The following is a 17823-nucleotide window of genomic DNA, read 5'->3' on the forward strand; positions in this document are numbered from 1 at the left end:
AGCCGCCAATATTTTTCAATTCCACATTTTTGTTTAATTTAGACAATCTGAAAAAGCATCGGCTTCGTTTGGTCTGAACTTGAACATTCGTTCAAATTAAGCCCGCACTTCGCCAATACTTTTTCCGTTGGCAGTAATGTTTGAAAGGCAGAAAACTAATATAAATAACACTCAAAAATTAGGCTATGAAAAAGATATATCTTTTTTTTCTTCTTTTATTTCTTACAACCTATTATTATGGACAGGATATTTATACCAGTGAAGCTCCAAACTCACATTATTATTCTGCATACAATGTAAGTTTTAATGGAAATGGAACGCTTTACTTTACAACCGATGGCTCTGATCCAACTTTAAACTCAAATTCTGCAGTTAATAGTTTCAATGTTTTCATCGATGCGAATAAAATAGTTAAAGTTTTTATAGTAGACAATCAAAATACAACATCTCAAATTAAAACATTTAAATATTTTACTGGAGAAATACCATTAGCGAAAATATTCTTTAAACCACCCTCTAATTGGACAAGTTCTTGCGTTATGGTTGATATGGTTGAACCAGTTTCAATTAATGGGATGATTATTGATGCTAATTGGAATTTGCAATCTACCAATTGTGAAGGATGGTTAAAAAAAGAAACTCCATTTTATCATTCTAATTTAATTTTTAGCAATTGTCCAATTGCTCCGATTGGTGCAGAATATTCAGGTATTATTCCAGCAGGAAGTTTAATTTTATATGATTTTACTAATGGTGAAATCAGTAATCCGCCTTCTTGCTTAAATCTAGGTACTTCCGAATTATCTAAAGTCGTCATTGTCAAAATATATCCAAATCCTACAGAAAATTTTTTAGAAATTAATTCTAAAATAGATTTCGTTAATTATTCAATTCACACTTTGGATGGTAGAATAATTAATGTAAACCAATTAAATGGAAAACAAATTGACGTCTCAAAATTGAGCAAAGGAAACTATCTTTTAAAACTGTCTTCTAAAAATTACGAAACTGCTATAATTCAATTTATAAAAAAATAAATAAACTACAACTAACATTGTATTGTTTCTTTTTGCCTTTTTTATGGAATTGATGTTTTTTTCAATTCTTGTAAAACATAGTTGTTGTCTGGCTCTGTTAGGAACTCCCTATAAGATGATTATAATTTTATTTTAGAACCATATTGATAAGTAGGCTTAAATACACTTATTACAAAAAACATAATACAATCCATTTTTTTACAAAAAAATTAAAATTTTCAATTATATGATTGAGGATAAATTTTAATATTTCATTATTTTTGCATATACTTATTAGGAATGGATTACTCTAAAATAAAATTTCTCATTTGTCTTTTTCTAACGACATTCTGTTTTGGTCAGCAAAAATTGGATGAAGGAAAGTCCAAAAATTTTGCATATTATAAAAATTTGGTAAATACAAGCTCTCACAATTATTATCATAATTCGGAGGCTCTTCTTCAGAATGCTCAAACTAATTATGAAAAAGTTTATGCCAATTTAATTATGGGTGGTGCGAAATATAGCACCGGTTTTTATACTCAAGCAGTGTATTATTATGAAGTCGCTGAAAAAATGGGAAAAAATATAGATTCAATAAATCTAAAAATGGCATATACTAATGGTTTAGCAATGTCATATAGAAGAGCAGGTCTCATAGAACAATCTGATGATGCATGGCAAAACTATATTAAACTACAGAATAAAAGCAAAAATCCGTATAAAGAAGCTCAATATTATTATGATTTGTCCAAAATTTATGATATTGATGCTAAATATTGCAAAGCGTCTGAGGCGAGAAATAAATATTTAGATTTAGTACCTACTGATATTCAGAAAAAAGATCTTGATTACATTTTCGCAATTTATGCTCAAAATGCATTTACTCAAATGAAGTGTGGAAATGTTATTGAAGCTGAGCAAAATTTAAAAAAAGCTGATGCAAGCATTAGTGATGTTGTCGTAAGAGAAAATTCGTCTTTGTACGAAATTTATGATTTAGCTAAAGCATTATTATCATTAAAAAAAGGGAATAAGGATGAAGCTAAAGAATTTTTCTCATCCGCGTATTCGAGATCTAAAGCCAAGAATACAGTTGCGGCGACCAAACTTATTTTAAAAGAGCGGCTTCATGCCAAGATAGATTCACCAGAAGAACAATTAGCTTTTGCAGAGGAAGTTGATGACATCACAAATAACGAGACGTTAAGAATACAAGAACTCACTAAGTACGAAACGAAAAAATCAAAAACTAAAATTCAAGAAGAAAAAACTAAAACAAGGATTGTTTTTCTTCTCGTCGTGTTTTGTATAATATGCTTAATTATTTTGGTGTGGTACAATAGGTTAAAGCGCAAAAAACTGACTGCTGCTTTTCAGGAAATTATTGCTGGTCTTGAACAGAAAAAAAACACAAAGATAGAATCTCACGCATCAACTAGTGATGACATTAGAGAAATTGAAAACGAGGAACAAATCATTTTACAACTAAAGAATCTGGAGCAAAAGAACTTTTTTTTAAAACAAAATCTTTTAGCAACCCAGCTTGCAACGAAACTAAATATTACGCCACGCAACTTAAGTTTTTTGCTGAAAAAATATTATAATCAAGATTTTAATAATTATATGAATGATTTACGTATTGATTATTTTACGCAGTTATTGAAAGATAATCCGCAGTATCGTAAATACAAAATTGCTGCTCTTGCCGAAATGTGCGGTTATAATTCGTACAATCAATTTGCTGTTAATTTTAAAGCTAAAACAAAAATATCGCCATCACAATATCTAACTTATTTAGAAAAGGATTTCGAAAAATAGTAATTTTTCATACCAGATAATCTCATTTGTTGTTAAGTGAAAATGTAATTTCGGTACTAATATTACTTATTCTCATTCATAGACTTGTCTTAATCCCTACATGCATATAATATTGTTTTACAAATTAAGCTGTTTGATAATCAGTTAAATATGTTTAATTCATGTATTGGAATAGTTGATTAGTCATACATACTAAGCTTTCATAATGTGTTTAAATAATGTCTCTTTGTATTCAATTTGAGACCTAAACACAAATGAAAATTATATTTTCAAGAAACGCACTTTTAATACTTTCTATATCTAGAAAGTATTATTGTGCTTTTTTATTTTTAGGCTTCTATATTACATTTCAAGCTCAGATATATCAATCCACTAGTTCCACATTATATATTTCGGAAGGAGCTACTGTTACTGAGTTCAATAATAATGATATTGACAAAAACGAAATAAAGCGAGGGAAGATTTTTGTTTCGGAAAACACGTTAATACATGCTCTAGACAATACACTTTCAGGACAATTTGTATCGCTTGAAACCATCAAAAAGTCTTCAGTGCCGAAAGAACATGTCGCATCTTATACGAAGACGAAGAAAGTAAAAACTGAAAAAATCCCAGAACTTAATAATAAACCAGATTTCAAATTTGTGTCTGGCGATTCGGATTATGTTTTGGAAGTAAAGTCAAGTAACGAACATTTTTCAATTTCAAATACAAATACTCATCTAAAGGCAATTTTTAACAAAAATACAATTCGGAATAATTGCATTGTAATTATTTTAAAATCAAATAATTGCTATTATTTAAATAAAAATAACTTTAATGAGTTTGCAGTCTATTTTTCGATTCGTCCGCCACCATATAGTTAATTTATTACAGGATAATATTTAGTAAAATAAAATTTAAAATTAATACAAAAAACATGAAAAAATTTTTAATAATTTCTAGCACCTTCTTTATTTCGACCTTCGCTTTTTCTCAAACAGGAGTTAACACATGGAATCCTCAAGGCGTTTTCAATGTAGATGGTGGTAAAGATAACCCACCAACAGGAGCGCCTTCTCCAACGCAACAACTTAATGACGTTACTGTATTAGCAAATGGTAATATGGGTGTAGGAACAACTTCTCCAAGCCAAAAATTGGAGATCCAAACAGGAGGAACTGCTATTGCGCCAGTTACAGGATTTAAATTAGTAGATGGAAACCAAGCCAATACATTAGCTCTTACAAGTGATGCCAATGGAGTTGGGACTTGGAAACCCATAGCTCTTCCTAGTATTAAAGGGAACTTTGGTGGGAGCAATATCGCTTCAGATCAAGAAACGACTAGTACTACTTATAAAGATAGTGGCGCCTACATTACATTACCAAAAGGAACTTGGGCTGTAAATTTTGGTGCGACATTAATCTCTGCTCAATCTGGTACAAATAAGTTTTGGATGCATGCACGTGTAACATCGGACAAGACTAATCTTAATGGCTTAAGCCAAGTAGGATTTACACCAAATTTACCAGGAGGTCTAACACTTTGTGCCGGAAATATTTTCTCAAACTACAATATGATTCAAGGTTCTAAAGTATTTACGGTAACTGCAGATAGTGTTACGTTATACATATTCTTTGATAATACTAATAACAACACGCAACCTTGGACATTCAGCCCAGGAAATTGGGAGAATTATCTATATGCAATAAGATTAAATATTAATTAATACTTATAAGTGTTCAAATCTAAAAGTGAATCAATTTAAAAATCAATAATGAATAAAAATATATTTACAATAGGTGCAATCTTAATTTCGGGATTTGCATTTTCACAAGAAGGCCGTGTTGGTATTAATACAGCCTCTCCAGCAGCAACATTAGATGTGATGGCATCGTCAACCGATTTAACAAGAACAGATGGTCTTATTGCACCGCGACTAAAAGCTGCCGAACTACAAGCTAAGGATGCGCTATACACAGCATTACAAGATGGTGCGATCGTCTATGTAACGGAAACTTTAACAAGTACAACAGACAAAACAATAAATATAACTGCTATAGGGTATTATTATTTTGATAAAACACAAGGTACTGCAGGTCGTTGGATGAAGATTGCAAGTCCTTCAAACTTAACTGATTATAAAGAACCTTGGAATGTGCAGGGAAGTACAACTCCGGCAACGCTCAATAGTGATGCCATATACCAAAACAATGCTGTCGCTGTCAAAAAACAAAATGGAATATTAGGTGCAGACCTGGATGTTCTTGGTGCAATCCGAGGAGGGAATGCACTTGTCTATTCAAGCGGTACAACCGCAGTTAACGTAGGTGCAAACTCTATTGCTGTAGGAGAAGGAAGCTCTGCAACAGAGACCAATACAGCGGCATTTGGTTATCAAACAACTTCGGCTGGGATTAGTTCTTTTGCTTCAGGATATCAAAATACGGCTAGAGGTAACTATAGTACTGTGTCGGGTAAAGGTAATACAGTGGGATCAGGACTTGTTACTACAAGTGGACATGCTAGTACTGTTTTTGGAGAAGCTAACCAAGTGAACCATATCTTGACATTTGTTAATGGGTACGGAAATACCTTAACTGATGCCGATGGACAAGCGGGAACTAATTTTGTCTCGGGAACTTCTAATACAATAACGGGTAACAGCAGCTGGAATTTCATCGCTGGTATTAATAACAAAACATCGAGTAGTAATACCTTTACAACTGGTACTGGTAACACTATCACCGGAAATGGAGGCGTTGTCGTTGGGCAAAATTTGACTAGTATTAATAATTCCGAAATTGCATTTGGTAAGAACAATTTGAGTTTTACGAATTCTTACTTGACAGTTGGTAATGGTTTTAATACCTCTAACAGAAGCAACCTAATTGCCGCAATTGTAGATCAAACTAATGCTACTACGGTAAAAGACGCTTGGGTTGCTATTGGAAGTAATACTGCAATACCAGATCGTCAAAATAATACTATAAAACTTAGGGTTTATGGAGGAATACAAACTGCGGCAAGTACTTATGCCGATTATGTGTTTGAGGACTACTTCAATGGAAATTCTAGTATTAATCCAAATTATAAGTTTAACACATTGTATTCTGTCGAAAAATTTGTTAAACAAAATCATCATTTACCAGGCGTAACATCTATTAAAAATTTAGAAAAAACTTCGGATGGATATTCTTTTGATTTAACAAGCTTATCAACACAGACTCTAGAAAAGGTGGAAGAATTATACCTCCATACTATTGAGCAACAAAAGCAAATCGATTCTCAAAAGGATGAACTTGACGCCTTAAAAGATCTTATTCGAAAACAGCAGAGCCAAATTGACAGCTTGTTGTCTAAATAAATATTTAAAAAAAAGAGTGATTACTAGACTATTGACTCTTCATACAAGAGTCAGTAGTTTTTAAAATTAATATAGAAGAATGAGCAATTTCAAAGAAATACATATAGGGCAATTGTTGAAAGTAGCAGTTACAGAGAGCGGAATTACAATGTCTCGAATCTGTAATTTTTTGAAATGTAGCGAAGCAGATATCGCTAAGACCTATCTTCAAGAAAATCTTTCTACTGATATTTTGTTAAAATGGAGCAAATTATTAGAATATGATTTTTTTCGATTATACTCGCAACATCTCATTTTATATGCACCAGCATCATCGGAGGAGAAAACAAAAGAAAAGAAAGCTACCGCACTTCCACAATTTCGAAAAAACATTTACACCAAAGAAGTTATCAATTTTATTATAGAACAAGTTTCCACTGGAGAAATGTCAAAAATTGAGGTGATGGAAAAATACAAAATTCCAAAAACAACACTTTACAAATGGATTAGCAAATATAAAAATGAAAGTAAACAATAAGAAAAATATAAAGTTAACTCAGTTTGTGTTAATGCTGCTAATAGTGTTTTCAATATTTCTGATCGGAGTATTTTACTTTTTGATGCCACAAGTTGACTATAGAATTACAATTCTTGTCTTCCTTATTTTCGCGGTCTCTGTATTAAAGCTATCAAAATTAAAAATTTTTTCTCTGGAAGTTTCGCCGCATTTTATTTCCATAAAACAAACAGGACCTTTTTCAAGACATATCGAATTCCCTAAGCTGGAAGTCCCATTGCAAAAAATCACTTCGTACAAAATAGAAAAATGTGTGATCAACCATTTCTTCACGATAAATATTAGGACATGCAAAGGAGAGAGAAGCTTTTGCTACAATTTGGGAATTCTCTCCAAAAAACAATTAGAACAATTCAATAATATTCTTAATCCTATCAAAAAAAATATAAATCATGACACCCGATTACAAAGCCATATATAATGATATTATCCACAAGAAGTATCCTCATAAAATACAAGAATGCTTATTCTTTCTGGAAAAGAGAAAGTTGTCGGCAATCGACATCATCGCGCTTAATACTAAAGTATTTGGAAAATCGGATAAAACGTCGGAAAAATTCAATCAAGAACATCGATCTTATTCGAAGTCAGATATCTTTCAAATTCTTGATTATCAGAAAAAGCATAAACTTAACAATATTCAGTTAGCCAATCATTTCAAGATCAGTCGAAATACGGTTGCCAAATGGAAAAAAATATTTTTATAGTGTAATAAAGTCAGCGGTTAGCTCGTGATGAATAGAGTAGATTATTGTATCATCACCTTACGCCTAAAAATTATAATAATATGTTTAGGATTTATCATTAAAAAAGGGAAAGCACTGGCTTTCCCTTTTCATTATTCTAATAAGAACAGATATTATTTAACCAATAGATCTTTTGAGAACGATACACCATCTTTAGTGATGTTAACAAGATACTTACCAGCAGTTAGGTTAATAGGAACATTAATGTTTTTAGAATTTGATTTCACTTCACCAAGGTTTTTAACTTCACGTCCTGTCATGTCGTAGATTTTTACAGAATACATACCATCGTCAGCTAATTTGATATTAAAGTCAGATTTAGCTGGGTTAGGGAAGATCTTAGTACTCGCACCAATTTTAGAAACGTCATTAACAGCTAGGTTAGTTTTAGTAAGTTTGGCACCTGTTATGATTGAGCCATCTGCGCTGTCTATCAATAGTACAACAGCATTCAGCTTGTCAGATTTGTAAGTTGCAGGTATAGTATAGTTAAAAGTATAGCTAGCAGAAGAACCTACAGTAATAGCCGTTGGTACAGAGCCATCTTGACCACTAAAACCGCCCAACATAGCACGAGCAACGTGATCATAGACCATCTGAGCTGCTGGTACAGGATCTGGTAAACTTTCGAAACCTCCCATTTCACCTTGCGAATTGTTTTTATAATAATTAGCTTGATTATAGCCAGATGTGGTACCCGTTACATTATCTTCTAAAACGATAACAGCCATTTTATAATTAGCTGTCGGATTATTAATGTAGAACTGTCCTTTAGCTGTTGCTGTTAACTGATTTCCGTCAATGCTAAATTCTCCAGATAATTTGGCTGGTGAAGCCATTTGAGATCTAGTCGTTACATAGTTGCCAATAGTGTTCGGATGAATGTCAACACCTTTTAATTCTCGGTCAACAACCATTCCTGGAAATCCTGTGATACCTAAGCTTGAAACATATTCTGGATATTTCATTGGTTCTGTATTACTTCCTCCGTGTACAGCAATGCTAATTTGATCATCCGGAAAGTCTTCATTAACCTTCTTTAGGGCAACCATACCACGAGGGCACCATCCACACCAAGTACCAGTACCTTCCTCGAAAACAACTTTTTTAGGAACAAACTCTGATACAACACTTGTCATTGCAACCATGCTGTTGTTAGAGGTATCACTATCATCTTGATCATTTACTTTGGTGATAGAGACTGTTATGTTCTTTGTTGCAACGTCAGAGTAGGAGGTAGGTATTGGATGTGTAACCTCTCTTTGTTGATTTGCACTAATGTAGGCTGTCACTCTTTCTTTATGATCACCAGTACCATCATTCCAGTTGATCTCCACAGATGTGATAGAATTGCTACCAACGTTTTTAACAACAGCCTTTATATACGTTTGTGAGCCTGCTACTAAAAATTTATCAAGTTTTGTTCCTACAACTTTAACGTCGTTAGTGCCAAACTTTTTTGTGCTTTTTGAGGTTGGCTCTGTAGAGGTAAGCGTTGCAGCTGTACTAAATCCGCAAAAATATATTGCTGCGGCGAATAAGTAGATCTTTTTCATTTTAACTTTATTTTTTTCGTTGAATAATAATTGAATATTCAAATTAAAAACAACACCTAGATACATTTTCTGTTTAGAAAAATATATCTAGGGTTGTTACTTATGATATCTTAAGTGTTGATATCATAAATTTTAATTTTTGCTTTATTTTACTAAAAGATCTTTTGTGAACGAAACACCATCTTTTGAAATATTAACCATATACTTACCAGGAATTAAGTTAATTGGTACATTGATGTTTTTAGAATTAGAATTCATTTCACCAAGATTTTTAACTTCACGTCCTGCCATATCGTAGATTTTTACCGAATATTTACCGTCATCAGCAAGTTTGATATTGAAATCTGATTTTGCTGGGTTTGGATAAATTGTTGTGCTTTCTCCCATTTTAGAAATATCATTAACAGCAAGAGTTTTGGTAAGTTTTGCAGCATTAACAATAGTACCATCATTAGAATCGATTAAAAGAACAACAGCATGAATATTGTCTGTTACATAGCTTGCTGGAATTGTATAGTTGAATGAGTAGCTAGCTGTCGAACCATCAGTAACTGCAGCTGGGACTGATCCGTCTTGTCCCAGATATCCTCCTAGAAGAGCTCTCCCAACGTGATCATAAACCATTTGTGCTGCTGGTACTGTTGCTGGTAGACTTTCGAAACCTCCCATTGCACCATTACCACCGCCTGCGTAATAGTTTTTCTGTGCGTAACCCGATGCTGTTCCTTTTACACCATCTTCGGTCACAACTACTGCCAACTTAAAGTTTGTATTTGGATTATTAATAAAGAATTGGCCATTAACATTAGCTGTAAGTTGAGTCCCAGAGATCGAATAATCTCCGCTTAGTTTAACTGGTGTCGGAATATTTTTTCTTGAAGTTACAAAATTATTAATACCACTCGGACCTGGATCTACTCCTTTTAATTCTCTATCTACGTTCATACCCGGAAAACCACTAAATGCCGCCCCACCATCATAAGCACTTACAAGCATAGGGTCATTATTATGTACTGCAATACTAATTTGGTCATTTGGGTAATCGGTATTAACTTTATTGAGACCAACCATCCCTCTTGGACACCAACCACACCATGTACCAGTACCTTCTTCCAATACTATTTTTTTAGCAATGATTTGAGATGCTACAGATGTCGAAGCTAATCCGGTATTGTCACTTGGGTTACTATCAGCAGTGCTATTAACTTTAGTAATTGTTAGGTTTAGATTTTTTGTGTTAATATCAGAGTAGCTTACTTTAGTTGGATGAGTAATTGTAGCCGAAGCACCAGGTGCAATATTAGTTGTTACAGTTGCAATATGATCTGTACCATCATTCCAATTTAGTTCTAAAGAGGTAATTGGATTAGCACCTACGTTTTTAACCGTATATTTTAAGTCATTCTGTGTTCCCGAAGCTATATATTTTGCTATGCTTGAAGAAACTAACTTAGCATTGTTATCTTGCAATGTTTCTATCGTTACATTATCAAATAACAAATAATACATATCACTTGTATTAAAATGTCTAAATGATAAATAAACCGTTTGCCCAGCATAGCTAGATACATCTACCGATACTTCTTTCATACCACCTGCAAATGGTAGAGTTTCTTCTTTTACTGGAGTTGTAGCAATGACTTGTGAAGGATCATCCGTAGGAGATAAATATAACGCATAATGTTCTGATCCATATTGTCCATTATAGGAGCCAACTTGAAACTTTAAAAAAAGATTAGCAACACCAGAAGGTAAAGTAATAGGTGTACTTGTAAGTAAGTTGTTTGGAGTTAATGCTGTATTCTGGTAAGAGTATGATACTAAGGTTCTTGTTCCTAAGTTAGCTGCGGGATAAATGTTACTAGCATTAGCTAAAAAAAACAATTTACCATCACCGTCTAGATCTGAATTTTTCCAAGTAGTTAAATTTAAACTCTCAAAATTTTCTGAATAGTGAATTTGACCACTAATACTAGTAGCTAGTAAGCAAGCTACTGCCGCAATGTAAAGTTTCTTCATAACTGATAATTTGTGATTTGGTGTGTGTGTGTGATTTGTTTGATTTATTTCTTTATGATTTTTTGCGTTTGGTTTTTGCCATTTGCGTTTTTCACGTTCATAATATAAATACCAGCTGCTAAGCTATTAACATCGATAGTATTATCGCCTGCCTTTAGGTCGCCCGCTTTTACTAATTTAGAATTCATATCAAACAATTGAAAGCTTGTTTTGATTTTCGAGTTCAAATCCAATTGGTTTGTAATAACGGTGTTCTTTATCAAAACGTCCTTAGTTGTATTAACGTCATTAACAGCAAGATGCTTATCATATACATAAGTTATGTGGATTGGCGTTCCGATCTCATTATCAAATGCATCTACTTCATAAAATTTGAATTTTGCTGTCAACGGCGTATCATAGTCAGTCCAATTCCAGAAGAAATCATCATCGCCAGAGTTAGAACCTGGTCCTATTATAAAATCACCTTCTGGGTAGGGCATATTTTCTGTAATGAAAATCATACAATTTCCTCCGAAGCAAAATTGAAACATATCGAAAGGAACATAGTTGTCTGACACCGATTCGCAAATCATTTTTACCTTGATGCTTTCGGTTGTAGATGTATTATGTAGTCTATAATACATTTTACTCGCGTCATCATTGTAGGAATTAACAGTAAATACAGTCCCGTCTGGTATAACTGTACCGTCATGTTTCTTAAGTACCATTTGTGCATTAGATAATGCAAATCCTAAAAAGCTTGAAAGGATAAAAAACTTCTTCATAATTTTCTATTTTAATATTTTACGTTTTTTTTTAAAGTGCTTCTAAAACATTTGTAGTATTAGGCAATGCTTCGCGTACATTTAATACTTCGTTCTGTCCGTTAAGAACAGCAACTATAATTTTTACATTTTCTTTATTGAAATTAGCAGGAATCGTATAACTGAAATTTTTTAAATATTCAGTGTTGTTTTGAGTATTTGTGCTTGGGATATTTTCACCTTTTGCAGGAGTCAGAAGTGCTCTTAATACATTATGATTCTCATAGTTTGGAATAATTGGTACACCATCATACAAGATTGGTTTACCACCAGATCCATTGAAATAGTTATGCTGTGGATAGACAATTTTGTCTTCAACAATGTAAACTATTAATTTTAAGTTGTCATAATTTTGAGCAAATGCTATCTTATATTCTCCAGAAAGAGTGTTACCATCTAGCTTAGTTGTAATTCCAATTCCAACTCTACTATATGGTTTAATCTCAGCTAGCCCGAAAGCAACATCCAAACTGAAGTTAGCTGTACTCCAATTTTTTGTATGATTAAGTAAAATGGTTGGGTATGCCGTAACTTTCAAATCCGAAATAATAGCCATAGATGCTTCATTGGTATAAGGATCTGCTTGTACAGTTGGACCATGTATACCAACAATAACTGCTTTGTCATTCTGTGCAATCAATCTATTAAATCTTTCTCCAGCAATCGGACAGTTTCCGCACCAAGTCCCAGTAAAATCTTCATACAGAATACGGTGCGTGTAGATTGTACCTTCAGGTTTTATAACTGATAATTTGAGCGGTTTTATTGTGAACTTTTCGTAAGTAGCAGTTATATTATATTCTCCTAAATGTTCAGTTTTAAAAACCGGACCAGATTCATTTATTTTTCCATTAATGTAGAATGTCGCCTTATCAGTAACATCGTTATTAAGGTTATCCACCAAATTAAATTTTACAGAATTACCAAGTAAAACTAGGTTTTCACTTGCTGATAGTTTAACAAAAGTTACCACATCGCGACCTTCGTCACTTTCGGATCCAGCACAAGAATTTAGTAAGAACGTAAACAATAGTAATAATAGTAAAGGTTTTTTCATTTTATACTTATTTTCAAAAGAATTATGTAAAACTAAATAATTTTTCGTTTAAGTGGAAATAAAAACATAAAAAAATAAAAAAAAAGCAAAATAAAGGCTATTAATAAAAATTATTTAAGTTTTTAGACAAGGGTTTGAATATTTATTAATAGTTTAGTGCTTTGAAAAATTATACAAATCACATATTAGGTATTATGAAGAAATTTGCAATTGGACTAGCAATTATTAGTAGTGCATTATTAAGTGCACAGTCTATCGAGAATATCTCGGCAAAAAACATCAAAGGAGAAAATGTAGCTCTTAAAAATTTTAATAACGAAAAACCCCTAGTGATGAGCTTTTGGGCGACTTGGTGTTTACCATGTATGGAAGAGCTTAATGTGGTTAACGAAAAGCTAGAAGAGTGGAAGAAAGAAAAAGATTTTGATTTTGTAGCTGTCTCTACTGATGATCCAAGAACTGTTGCAAAAGTGAAAACTGTGGTTAAAGGTAAAGGATGGGAGTTTGATCAAGTTTTACTAGACTCTTCACAGTCTATTAAAAGACAACTTAACGTTAATAATGTGCCGACAACTTTAGTTTATTATAAAAACAAATTAGTGTATTCGCATGTTGGATATGTACCGGGAGACGAAGTAGCACTTTTTGAAGAAATAAAAAAACTACAGTAATTATTTGATATGAAGAAAAAACTACTCCCTATATTGATGCTATTGGGACAAGGATTAGTGTACGCGCAGTTTAATGCAAGTTTAGAATCCAACAACCAGTATTATGTAGATGATAAAAAAATAAAATTAGCAGATAACGAAGCGGATCAACGATTCAGGTCCAATTCTTATTTGACGATGACTTACAAGTACAAACAATTTACTGTTGGTGCACAAGTCGAGTCTTACGAACCAAAAGCATTACTTAATTATTCTCCTGATTTTAAAAGTGTTAACCTTGGGACTTACTATGTTAACTATAATAATGAAAAAGGTGTAGATGTTACTCTCGGTCACTTTTATGAGCAATTTGGATCTGGTTTAGCCTTAAGAACTTGGGAAGATAGACAACTTGGTATTGCCAACTCATTGGTCGGTGGTCGTGTCAAATTATCTTTCGCAGATGATCTAGCGACTGTTAAAGCTTTATATGGTAAACAACGTGTTGGGATGGGCTTCGATCTGTCGAATACTGCAATTGCTGGTGTTGACACAGAGTTTCAATTGGCTAAAGCTTTAGGCTCTGATAAATTTGATTCAAATATTGGATTTAGTTTTGTTAATAAACACGAAGCTAAAGATCCTCATTTTGTTAATGCGCCTGCTGATGTTAACATCTATGGTGTACGTTGGAACAACGAGTATAAAGATTTCTATCTAAATGCAGAATATCTTTATAAAACTAAAGACGCCATTAAAATGGCAAGCGAGGTTGATCCAATTAATGTCTATTCAGGAAATGCAGTTAATGTTGTTTTAGGTTTTGCTAAAACAGGATTTGGAGTAAGTGGTACGTTACGTCGTTTAGAAAATTTCAATATTTATTCGGATAGAGAGCGTATTGGTAATCAATATAATCAAGCTTTACTTAACTATACACCAGCTTTAACTAAGCAGTTTGACTATAGTTTAGCAAACATTTATGTTTATCAAGCGCAACCTCAGTTGACGTTTTTCCCACAAAGAAAATCAGGAGAAATAGGATCTCAATTTGACATCAACTATCAGTTTAAAAAAGGAACTGCTCTTGGTGGAAAATATGGAACGGACATCGCTGTTAACTTTGCAAACTGGTACGGTCTTAAAGGAAAATACCGTGTTTACGAAGATTTTAACACTGTTGAGACCAAAGCCTTAGATCTTGGCGAACGTTATTATTCGGACTTCAATGTCGATATTAGAAAAAAACTATCGCAAAGCTGGAATACAGCTTTAATCTATATTTATCAAGATTATAATACGGATAGAATCCAAGAGACAGAAGGTCATGTGTACGCTACGACAGCTGTTTGGGATAACTTATTCAAAATTAATAAAAGTTCTTTAAAGCTAGAAGTTCAACATCAATGGGCTAGCTCGTCTTTCAAAAACTGGGCAGCAGCGCTATCTGAATTTAATTTTAAAAAGAATTGGTCTATATTTGTAAGTGATATGTATAATTACGGAAATGATGACAAGGAGAAGCAGATGCATTATTATACTTTTGGAGCAGTCTTTAGAAAGAACTCAACCAGAGTTCAGGCTTCTTATGGACGTCAAAGAGGAGGATTAATATGTGTGGGAGGCGTTTGTCGTATGGTTCCGGAAAATACCGGCTTTTCGCTAAATATCAATACAACGTTTTAGATCAATTTCGAAAATTTAATAATTAGCTAAAAATGAATTTAAAGAGAGTTTTATTATTCTTTTCCTTTATTTTTTCAGTTTTAGTCTTAGCTCAAGTTCAGAATCCTGTAAAGTTTCAATTTGATGTTAAAGACTTAGGAAAAGGGGAGTATGAGGCAGTATTAACTGCCAAAATGGAGGACAAATGGCATATTTATTCGCAGGATTTGCCACCTGATTCAGGATTTCCAACAGAGTTTAAATTATCTTCAAAAGAAGGTATTACAACAATGGGCAAAGTCCTAGAAATAGGAAAAAAACATGATGAATATTCCGAAGCTTTCGGCGCTCAGATTGTGTATTATGCGAATCAAGTTTTATTTAAACAAAAATTCAAAGCAAAAAATCCTGATAAAGATTTTAAAGTTGCGGCAGAGATAACTTATCAAGTTTGTAACGATAGATTGTGTCTTGCACCAACAACTTTAGAGTTCGAAAAAGCTGTTAAAAGTTCAACGGCAGCGACTACAGAAGAAGTAAAACCAGAGGCTATAACAACGGCGCAGATTGATACGGCTTCCATTGCAGTACCAGAAGCGAATGGCGAAGTAGCGGTTGTATCACCAACTACATCAGGACACGAAAAAGAATTAAAAATCAATTCTTTAGACTTCAAAAATCCGTTGACTAATTGCGGGACTGTTCAAGAAAATACAGGTGGAGACAACAACTGGTTAATCTTAGCATTAGGCTTTTTAGGAGGACTTATTGCACTACTAACACCTTGTGTTTTCCCAATGATTCCGTTGACGGTTTCGTTCTTTACAAAAGGTAGCAAAGACAAAGCAAAAGGTAAAAGAGATGCCTTTATATATGGATTCTTTATCTTATTAATCTTCGTATTATTAAGTATTCCGTTCCATATTATTGATGGGATTTCTGGGAATATCTTTAATCAAATCTCAACAAATATTTGGTTGAATTTATTCTTCTTTGTGATCTTTATTTTCTTTGCATTCAGTTTCTTTGGATACTACGAAATCACGCTTCCTAACTGGGTTGCGAACAAGTCATCAAAAGCGGAAGAAGCTGGCGGAATTATCGGTATCTTCTTCATGGCGTTGACGCTGGTTATCGTTTCGTTCTCGTGTACAGGTCCTATTTTGGGAAGTTTATTGGGCGGCGTGGTAACAGGTTCGTCTAATGTGCCAACACTTCTAACATTTGCTTTAGCCGGTTTTGGTATCGCTTGGGCATTGGTTTTCGGATTGTTAGCATTGTTCCCACAAGCATTACAAAGTCTTCCAAAATCTGGAGGTTGGATGAATACCGTTAAAGTTGTACTTGGTTTTATCGAAGTTGCTTTAGCATTAAAATTCCTTTCAAAAGCAGATTTAGTTTCAAAAACATTTATGCTTAAAAGAGAATTATTCATCGTACTTTGGATCATCATTACGATTGGATTAGTACTTTATTTATTCGGAAAAATCAGATTCCCGCATGATGATAAAGAACCAAAAATCTCTTTAGGTAGAAAACTTTTAGGTGTTTTAGGTTTAGGGTTTTTAGGCTATTTAATTTATGGTTTAATCCCAGCCGACAAGCCAAAACTTCAATTGTTAAGTGGAATTCTTCCTCCAATGAATGTGAGTTATTTCCATAAAGAAGAAGATGGTATTTTAGGTTTAAAATTGCATCATAATTATTTTGATGCTTTAGAAGAAGCTAAAAAACAAAACAAACCACTTCTTATCGACTTTACGGGTTATGGTTGCGAAAACTGTCGTAAAATGGAGGAATTTGTTTGGAGTCAAGATGATATCTTACCGTTGTTGCAAAATGATGTTGTTATCGCTTCGGTTTATGTTGATGACAAAGAAGAATTGCCAGAAGCAGAACAAATGAAAATTGACATGGGCGGCGGTCAAATGAAGAAGATTAAAACGATCGGAGACAAATGGTCGATGTTCCAACAGGTGAATTTCAACAACAATTCTCAACCGCATTATGTGTTAGTGACACCAGATCAAAAGGTGATTAACACGCCAGTTTCGGGTTATATGCCGAAAGATGATTTCAAAAAATTCTTAGAATGTGGAATCAATTATCATAAAAAGAATTAATTCTTGATATAAAGTTTAAGTTTAAGTGAAATCCGCGATTTAGGTCGCGGATTTTTTATTTTTAAATTATAGTGTAACGTCAAATATGAATTTTATATGTTATTAAAAGAAAACAAATATGTTTACTTTTTTATTAACTGCAGTTTTGTTAAGTAAGAAAACGTCTACTCGATTTCTATGACATATGCAAATTAAAATTATACACAGATTCGTTTTTTATTAAAGCATATATTCTGTGTATAATTTTGTTTCTAATTGCGTTGAGTATAGACATCTTGTTTTTTCCTTCCGCAACCTTTCTTTGGAAGTAAATTGCAAGGTCATTTTTTAATCTTATCGAGCTGAGCGCCGCTAAATGCAATACTTTTTTCAGCTCTTTATCCGCCATTGTAGAAACCCTCGGTTTTCGATAAATAGAACTACCCGAACTGTATTCAAATGGTGCAACTCCTGCGTAAC

General features: G+C 33.2%; 15 protein-coding genes. 10 read left to right on the forward strand and 5 right to left on the reverse strand.

Features of this window, described 5'->3' with window-relative positions; all coding sequences use genetic code 11:
- The first annotated feature begins 185 nt into the window (after positions 1 to 185).
- The 7 genes from B5X62_RS14880 (at position 186) to B5X62_RS14915 (ending at position 7449) form a co-directional block, all read left to right on the forward strand.
- Positions 186 to 1037, forward strand: a complete 852-nt coding sequence (locus tag B5X62_RS14880; RefSeq protein ID WP_079668275.1) for a T9SS type A sorting domain-containing protein — start codon at positions 186 to 188, stop codon at positions 1035 to 1037.
- 279 nt (positions 1038 to 1316) lie between these two features.
- Positions 1317 to 2837 (forward strand): helix-turn-helix transcriptional regulator, encoded by a 1521-nt coding sequence (locus B5X62_RS14885; protein WP_079668276.1) that lies wholly within the window; start codon positions 1317 to 1319, stop codon positions 2835 to 2837.
- 254 nt (positions 2838 to 3091) lie between these two features.
- Entirely contained in the window at positions 3092 to 3703 is a 612-nt protein-coding gene (locus tag B5X62_RS14890; protein ID WP_079668277.1) for a hypothetical protein, read from the forward strand.
- A gap of 53 nt (positions 3704 to 3756) precedes the next feature.
- A complete protein-coding gene (locus B5X62_RS14895; RefSeq protein WP_079668278.1) occupies positions 3757 to 4548 on the forward strand; it encodes a hypothetical protein in 792 nt (263 codons plus the stop codon).
- 48 nt (positions 4549 to 4596) lie between these two features.
- Complete coding sequence (locus B5X62_RS14900) at positions 4597 to 6186, forward strand: hypothetical protein (protein WP_079668279.1); 1590 nt, start codon at positions 4597 to 4599, stop codon at positions 6184 to 6186.
- Positions 6187 to 6265: 79 nt separating this feature from the next.
- Positions 6266 to 6703 carry a transposase gene (locus B5X62_RS14905; RefSeq protein WP_079668280.1) on the forward strand — a complete coding sequence of 146 codons (438 nt, stop codon included), beginning with the start codon at positions 6266 to 6268 and terminating at the stop codon, positions 6701 to 6703.
- A gap of 431 nt (positions 6704 to 7134) precedes the next feature.
- Positions 7135 to 7449 carry a transposase gene (locus B5X62_RS14915; RefSeq protein WP_079668282.1) on the forward strand — a complete coding sequence of 105 codons (315 nt, stop codon included), beginning with the start codon at positions 7135 to 7137 and terminating at the stop codon, positions 7447 to 7449.
- Between the two features lie 152 nt (positions 7450 to 7601).
- Here the strand turns inward: B5X62_RS14915 and B5X62_RS14920 are convergent, their stop codons facing one another.
- The 4 genes from B5X62_RS14920 to B5X62_RS14935 all read right to left on the reverse strand — a co-directional run bounded on the left by B5X62_RS14920 (position 7602) and on the right by B5X62_RS14935 (position 12926).
- Positions 7602 to 9044, reverse strand: coding sequence for a T9SS type A sorting domain-containing protein (locus tag B5X62_RS14920; protein WP_159447661.1), 1443 nt, complete (start codon positions 9042 to 9044; stop codon positions 7602 to 7604).
- 144 nt (positions 9045 to 9188) lie between these two features.
- Positions 9189 to 11063: an Omp28-related outer membrane protein gene (locus tag B5X62_RS14925; protein ID WP_079668284.1), complete on the reverse strand. Its 1875-nt coding sequence runs from the start codon at positions 11061 to 11063 to the stop codon at positions 9189 to 9191.
- 44 nt (positions 11064 to 11107) lie between these two features.
- Entirely contained in the window at positions 11108 to 11830 is a 723-nt protein-coding gene (locus B5X62_RS14930) for a T9SS type A sorting domain-containing protein (protein ID WP_079668285.1), read from the reverse strand.
- Between the two features lie 31 nt (positions 11831 to 11861).
- A complete protein-coding gene (locus tag B5X62_RS14935) occupies positions 11862 to 12926 on the reverse strand; it encodes an Omp28-related outer membrane protein (protein ID WP_079668286.1) in 1065 nt (354 codons plus the stop codon).
- Between the two features lie 194 nt (positions 12927 to 13120).
- Between B5X62_RS14935 and B5X62_RS14940 the strand changes: the two genes are divergently transcribed.
- From B5X62_RS14940 to B5X62_RS14950, 3 genes are read left to right on the forward strand one after another with little or no spacing between them, the layout of a single operon-like run.
- Positions 13121 to 13597, forward strand: a complete 477-nt coding sequence (locus B5X62_RS14940) for a TlpA family protein disulfide reductase (RefSeq protein WP_079668287.1) — start codon at positions 13121 to 13123, stop codon at positions 13595 to 13597.
- A gap of 9 nt (positions 13598 to 13606) precedes the next feature.
- Complete coding sequence (locus B5X62_RS14945) at positions 13607 to 15262, forward strand: DUF6029 family protein (RefSeq protein ID WP_144038405.1); 1656 nt, start codon at positions 13607 to 13609, stop codon at positions 15260 to 15262.
- Between the two features lie 32 nt (positions 15263 to 15294).
- A complete protein-coding gene (locus B5X62_RS14950) occupies positions 15295 to 17364 on the forward strand; it encodes a protein-disulfide reductase DsbD family protein (protein ID WP_079668289.1) in 2070 nt (689 codons plus the stop codon).
- A gap of 175 nt (positions 17365 to 17539) precedes the next feature.
- Here the strand turns inward: B5X62_RS14950 and B5X62_RS14955 are convergent.
- The coding region (locus B5X62_RS14955) for a transposase (RefSeq protein WP_144038406.1) at positions 17540 to 17823 on the reverse strand (284 nt) is incomplete at its 5' end.

It is taken from the genome of Soonwooa buanensis, from assembly GCF_900167905.1.
Lineage (GTDB): Bacteria > Bacteroidota > Bacteroidia > Flavobacteriales > Weeksellaceae > Soonwooa > Soonwooa buanensis.